This window comes from Rhodoferax sp. (assembly GCF_037143375.1).
Taxonomy (GTDB): Bacteria; Pseudomonadota; Gammaproteobacteria; order Burkholderiales; family Burkholderiaceae_C; genus Rhodoferax.
Window position 1 is genome coordinate 1 of sequence record NZ_JBAWYV010000165.1, and the last position, 6,133, is coordinate 6,133.

The following is a 6,133-nucleotide window of genomic DNA, read 5'->3' on the forward strand; positions in this document are numbered from 1 at the left end:
GGGCCCGAGCGGGGCGCTTTGGCGGGAGGAGGATTAGTCATTACACGTCCAGAAGTTCTTGCAGACTTGTTTAAGGGCATCTCACTCGCCGGAAGTGTAATTGACACAGATAACTCCTGGGAAATCAGTTTGATAGAACGAATTGCTTACTTGAACGCGACGGTTTTGCCCGATGCGTCCTTGATCTCGCCCCATGCTTTTTCAATGCTGGCAATCACGGATTTAGGCATTGGCACATAGTCCAGATCGTCAGCCACTTTGTCACCGTTTTTGTAAGCCCATGCAAAGAACTTCAGGGTCTCGGTCGCATTGGCAGGCTTGTCTTGCAACTTGTGCATCAGAATGAACGTGGCGCCAGAGATAGGCCATGCATCTTTACCAGGCTGATTCGTCAGGATTTGATAAAAGCTTTTATTCCACTCAGCACCAGCGGCAGCGGCCTTGAAAGCCACGTCATTGGGTGAAACAAAGTTGCCAGTTGAATTCGCCATCACAGCATAGTTCATCTTGTTTTGTTTGACGTAAGAGTATTCAACGTAGCCGATTGAATTTGGCAAACGAGCGACGAACGCGGCAACGCCTTCGTTACCCTTACCACCAGCACCAGCAGGCCAGTTCACTGCTGTACCCTCACCCACCTTGGTTTTCCATTCAGCATTAACCTTGCTCAGGTAATTGGTGAAAATGAAGGTGGTTCCCGAACCATCAGCACGGCGCACTTGGGCAATGGCGGTGTCTGGCAAAGCCAGTGTTGGGTTGAGTGCTTTGAGTGCTGGGTCATTCCATTTAGCGATTTTTCCCAAATAGATATCACCCAAAACCTGGCCATTCAGTTTGAGTTGACCAGGATTGATACCCTTGACATTAATCACGGGCACCACACCGCCAATCGCTGTTGGAAACTGCATCTGGCCTTTTTTGGCCAACACTTCATCAGTCTGAGGCATGTCGGAAGCACCAAAATCAACGGTTTTGGAGTCGATCTGCTTGATACCAGCACCTGAGCCTACCGATTGGTAGTTAATTTTGACGCCTGTAGCCTTGTTGTAGTCTGCCGCCCATTTTGAGTACAAAGGTGCAGGGAATGTAGCGCCAGCACCCGTGATTTCCTGAGCTCCGGCAATGCTGACGTAAGACAGGGAGGCAATGCCCACCATGCTGATCAAAGCGACTTTAAAACTGCTTTTCATCTGAATACCCTTTAGGTTGAATGAATCATGAATTCTGAACGACTCATTAAATATAAGAATATTTAGTGACAGTGATGTGACAATTTTGAAGTATTGACTGAATTTCCAGTCATTTAACAGTCACTAAACTGACATGAAGCGCAACTAAGCTAATGACGTTTATAACCAGGAGAACTTCATGTTAAACCGTCGTGCTTTAAGTCTTGCTATCATTTCTGCTGTCTTGGCAGGCTGCGCATCAGTCCCAGCGCCTGTTTCAGTAGTCGACACTATTGCCAAGAACCCCGCATTAAGCACCTTCAACCATTTGATGGGGCAGTCATCGCTTGCTGCAACCCTGCAAGGTACTGGTCCTTTCACCGTTTTTGCGCCAAGCAATGACGCTTTCAAATTGGTTCCGACCAAAACCATGGAAGATCTGATCAAGCACCCTGAAAAAATGAAAAGTGTTCTGGCTTTTCACATCATTCCAGGGAAAATGTTGGCATCTGATATCAAGAACAATTCGCTGAAAACATTGAATGATTCCAATGTATCTCTGTCCAAGGCTGGCGAGTTTGCCACTATTGAAGAAGCGATGGTTCAAACAGCTGACATCCAAGCCAGCAACGGCGTTATCCACATCATCGACGCTGTGCTGACGCCACCTCATAAAAAATAATCCGTATTGTCCAGAACGGACAATACCCCTTTGTGAAGTCTACGGTAGTTATGCTTGTTGCAGAGTTGCCATGAGCAACTCTAACTCTGCCGCAGGTAGTCCAGGCGAGCATAGGAAACCCTGAAAAGACTCGCAATCCAACCCGGCTAAATAGTCTCGTTGCGCCAGGGTTTCCACCCCTTCGGCCACCACTTTAAGTTTAAGTCCACGCGCCATGCCGATGGTGGCACTCACAATGGCACGGTCGCTCTCATCTTCAGGAAGACCCATCACAAAAGACCGATCAATCTTCAGCTTGGAAATGGGAAACTTTTTAAGGTAAGCCAAACTGGAATAGCCGGTACCGAAGTCATCAATGGACATGAGTACACCAAGAGCTGCCAGCGCATGCAGTCGACTCAAGGCCTCATTGGCATCCTTGACCAATATTGATTCAGTCAATTCAAGTTCCAGGAGATGTGGCGCCAAACCTGAAATTTTGAGCACGCTCGCGACAATCTCTACAAAATCAGACTGCTGAAATTGCAGCGCAGAGACATTGATAGACACCGTGATGGGCGTCTCCTTGTTTTGCCAAATCACCGCTTGCCGAACAGCCTCCTCAAGCACCCAATTGCCGATCGTGATGATGAAGCCTGACTCCTCAGCCAAAGGAATGAACAAGGCGGGCGACACATTACCAAGTTCGGCATCTGACCAGCGAATCAAGGCTTCCGCCCCTAATAATTGACCATTTCTCAGTGAAATTTGAGGCTGGTAATGTAAGCGAAACAAGCCCTGCTCCATGGCTTGGCGCATGGCGTGATCCATTTTCATGCGCGACAACAAATCCACGTTCATTTGCGGTTGATAGAACCTGAAACTACCCCGTCCGCGCTCCTTGACAAGATACATTGCCGTGTCGGCACACTTGATTAATTCCTCGAGTGTTCTGCCATCTTCAGGATAGAGTGCAATACCAATGCTGCACCCTACTGAAAAGCTCATTTCATCAATTTGAAACGGACGGCTAATCACATCAAGAATTCGACGCGCCAAAACTTCGGCACCATGCGCATCAATATCCCGTAAAAATATAACGAATTCATCCCCACCAAGTCGGCAGAGTGTGTCGACATCACGCAAGCAGCGCTTGATCCGCTCCGCAACATCAATGAGAACTCGGTCACCAAATCCATGACCCATTGAATCATTGATATTTTTGAAACGGTCAAGATCAATGTAGAAAACACCATATTCAGCGCCGCTTCTATCCGCCATGCGCAAGGCAAAGTCAACCTGCTGCGATAGCAACAACTTGTTTGGCAACCCTGTCAAAACATCGCTGTAAGCAAGTTGGTCAATTCTTTTTTTAGCCGCCAACTCTTCCGTAAGGTCTTTAAAGAAACCAATTGAGTGCAAAACAGCACCATGTTCGTCTCGTAACAAAACCCAGGAAAGCTGGACGGCACAGTCATCAAGATTATTTCTCTTGAGCCAAGATTTTCCTTGCCAGAAACCATTTTTTGTAAGTTTCTGCTGTACGAGCGCCATTGATTCCAGATCATGGACGTCATGAAATAATTCATTGACTAAAGTACCTACGAAAGTAGTCTGAGGAAGCTCGGTGAGTTGCTCACATACAGGATTGACGGCAAGAACTACAAAGTTGGCGTCTGTGATAAAAATAGCATCCAGACTTGACTCGAAAACCTTTGCAGCAAGTCGCTGCCGGGACTCAGCTTCCATACGCTGCGTGATGTCCCGAAATGAAAATACTCGCCCTGTCGGTTGGCCTCGACTGAATTGGGGGCGTGTAACCCGCTCTAACACTCGACCGGCCAACAAAATCAATATATCAGTTGACTCCAGGGCTGGATCTTCAGCAATTTCATTAAGGCGACGTTCATAGTGTTCGACGTCAAGCACACATCCAGCAAGGTGAGTTGACAATGACGAGTCATTCTGGTTCAGCAATAGCTTTTCGGGCACGCCCCACAGCGCAGCAAAGTGCCGGTTGTAGTTACAAACATTGCCATTCAGATCGATGACTAAAATACCATCAGCCGTTGACTCGAGTGTTGCCCGTAACTCTGCCACGAGCCTCTCCAGTTCGTCCTCAGTCCGACGTTGTTGGCGCAAATCACGTATACCGACAACATAGACAGAGCGATCAAGCTCTGGCCAAGCCCGACTCACTCTACGATCTACAGGAACAGCTATGCCGTCAGCACCTCTCAACAGAGTTTCCGAATGAATTCCTTCCAATAGGCCGGCTGCAATATCTTCCCAAAAAAATTGATCCTCCGGGGTCGCCGTCAGTTCAATAACCGGTTTACCGACCAGTTCATCTGAGGCCAGACCCAGCAACTGACACGATGCACCGTTAACCGCAAGGATACGAAGCGTGATCGGATCAACAAGCCAAACAGCTTCAAGTAAACCATCTATCAAAGAGCCCCAGTTGGGGATCATCATGAGCGCAAATCCTCCGGAGGAAGCTCCACCGTGTTTTCAAAAAAATAAGAGATTCGTTGGCGCGGAGATAGGTAATCCATGGCGGCTCTGCTCAAGCTTGAAGGTTTGAGGCTACGACGAATACCGATATTCGGCAACGTCTCCAGATCAAGAATCAATGCTTCATGCCTAGATACAAGCGGATCATGCACAAGTACCCGAGGCTTGAGCGGCCGCGACGAATTGACCGACATCACGATAGCAAATCGCTCATCGACGAGTTGAACGACAGAGCCTGGCGGGTACACCCCCATCATTCGAATAAAAGCGCTTAGTGTTACGCTGTCAAAGCGATTCTTTAGCTGCGCAAAAATCAACGACAGTGCTTCATGCGGCGTGATCGCAGTGGTGGATCGACTTGGATTACATAAGTTTTCATACCGATTTACCAGAGACAAAATTTTGACAGGAAGCGACAAGCTGTCGCCCTTAAGTCGGGTTGGAAATCCACTTCCATCAACCAATTCATGATGGTGAGCAATTGACTGAAGAGCTCCAGGCGACAGACCCATTCGCTTGCCAAGTGAGACTCCTAAAGCAACGTGCTCTTGGTACAACTTGTATTCACTTGAAGAAAAATTATCTTCTACCCAGCGAACTCGATCAGGCAACTCTGTTTTGCCGATGTCATGCAAGAACGCCGCCATCCCCAAATCAACCATTTCCGAATTCGATAAGCCGAGTGACTTACCAAGTAACAACGAAATAATGGTCACATTCACAGGATGAATTGATGCCTTGTCGCCTATGCCCTCTGAAAGTAGACGAATCGCCGACTCTCCTTCGCCCAGCATCTCACCCACAAAGGTACTGACCAAACCAAGGCACTGGGACATGGCTTCCTCTGGTTTTGCATTCACCAAAGCAAAAATTGATTTTTGCTCACGAATGGCAGCAACGTACCGACGTTCACACGCAGCTAATTCCGCTTGCTGTCGTTCTAGAAAATCACTTTTCTGATCGTCCAGTCGAAACTCATCAACTTCACAAATCTGAGAATCAACCAGAGCGTCATCGGCAGATTTTTTTGATTTGGATTCATCACCCGCATTTGACATTTCCGTTGTATGCGTCAAATCACTTTTTTCAGGCAGGTACCTGACCCGAGAAATGCCGAGACTTTGAACAACTGTAATCTGCTTTTCTGATGAAATCTTAAAACTTCCTTTGGGAAATGGATGCGACATCCAGCCCATTTCGAGCTCTATGTACATGCCAATTTTCAGCTGATCGACTTCAATATATTCGGAAAGATCGTCATTCATAGTTAATTCGATATTGACCAATGGGGTACCGGACCAGACAGCGTCCTCTTTTCAAGATTCAGTGTGTGACCTTATCACACAGAACTCAGTTCACTTATAAATAGGCAACAAAAAACCCGCGACGCGGTGAATCGTGCGGGTTAATCCGAAGGGCGATCTTACAAGCTCGTCAAGCAAAGACGCGAGCGTGACTAAGGGGGCTTAAACATTTTGGGGAGTCGATTTTGATTGCTTTGGAGGTGGCTCCCTTGCTTCAAGGGACTGGACTTGAACGGCTTCCGAGGACACTCAAGGAAGGGAGGAAGTGTGCAAGTAAGTAAGTGTTACGACGGCAACATAACTTTAAAACGGCGGATCGAACCGCCTATGGCGTTGTTTTGAAAGGAGCATATTTTGCAAAATTGCTTACAGAATGAGTATGAGTCAAAAAAAAGCCTGCTATTTTTTGAATAGCAGGCTTTCTTTACTGTACTTGGGGTGGCTGATGGGGCTCGAACCCACGACAACAGGAATCACAATCC

At 47.4% G+C, this 6,133-nt stretch carries 4 protein-coding genes; 1 reads left to right on the forward strand and 3 read right to left on the reverse strand.

Annotated elements, in window-relative coordinates:
* Positions 1-146: 146 nt before the first annotated feature.
* Positions 147-1,190 (reverse strand): phosphate ABC transporter substrate-binding protein PstS, encoded by a 1,044-nt coding sequence (gene pstS / locus WCG50_RS16475; protein ID WP_336900684.1) that lies wholly within the window; start codon positions 1,188-1,190, stop codon positions 147-149.
* A gap of 178 nt (positions 1,191-1,368) precedes the next feature.
* Between pstS and WCG50_RS16480 the strand changes: the two genes are divergently transcribed.
* Complete coding sequence (locus WCG50_RS16480; protein WP_336900685.1) at positions 1,369-1,851, forward strand: fasciclin domain-containing protein; 483 nt, start codon at positions 1,369-1,371, stop codon at positions 1,849-1,851.
* A 48-nt stretch (positions 1,852-1,899) separates the two neighbouring features.
* On the opposite strand, the gene WCG50_RS16485 is transcribed toward WCG50_RS16480, so the two are convergent.
* Both WCG50_RS16485 and WCG50_RS16490 read right to left on the reverse strand, forming a co-directional pair.
* Entirely contained in the window at positions 1,900-4,308 is a 2,409-nt protein-coding gene (locus WCG50_RS16485) for an EAL domain-containing protein (protein ID WP_336900686.1), read from the reverse strand.
* A complete protein-coding gene (locus WCG50_RS16490; RefSeq protein ID WP_336900687.1) occupies positions 4,305-5,612 on the reverse strand; it encodes an HD domain-containing phosphohydrolase in 1,308 nt (435 codons plus the stop codon). Before WCG50_RS16490 ends, WCG50_RS16485 begins: the two co-directional genes overlap by 4 nt.
* Positions 5,613-6,133 lie beyond the last annotated feature (521 nt).

Coding starts and splice junctions, on each gene's coding strand:
- WCG50_RS16480 (WP_336900685.1), top strand. CDS start 1,369: ATGTTAAACCGTCGTGCTTTAAGTCTTGCTATCATTTCTGCTGTCTTG.
- WCG50_RS16490 (WP_336900687.1), bottom strand. CDS start 5,612: ATGAATGACGATCTTTCCGAATATATTGAAGTCGATCAGCTGAAAATT.
- WCG50_RS16485 (WP_336900686.1), bottom strand. CDS start 4,308: ATGATGATCCCCAACTGGGGCTCTTTGATAGATGGTTTACTTGAAGCT.
- pstS (WP_336900684.1), bottom strand. CDS start 1,190: ATGAAAAGCAGTTTTAAAGTCGCTTTGATCAGCATGGTGGGCATTGCC.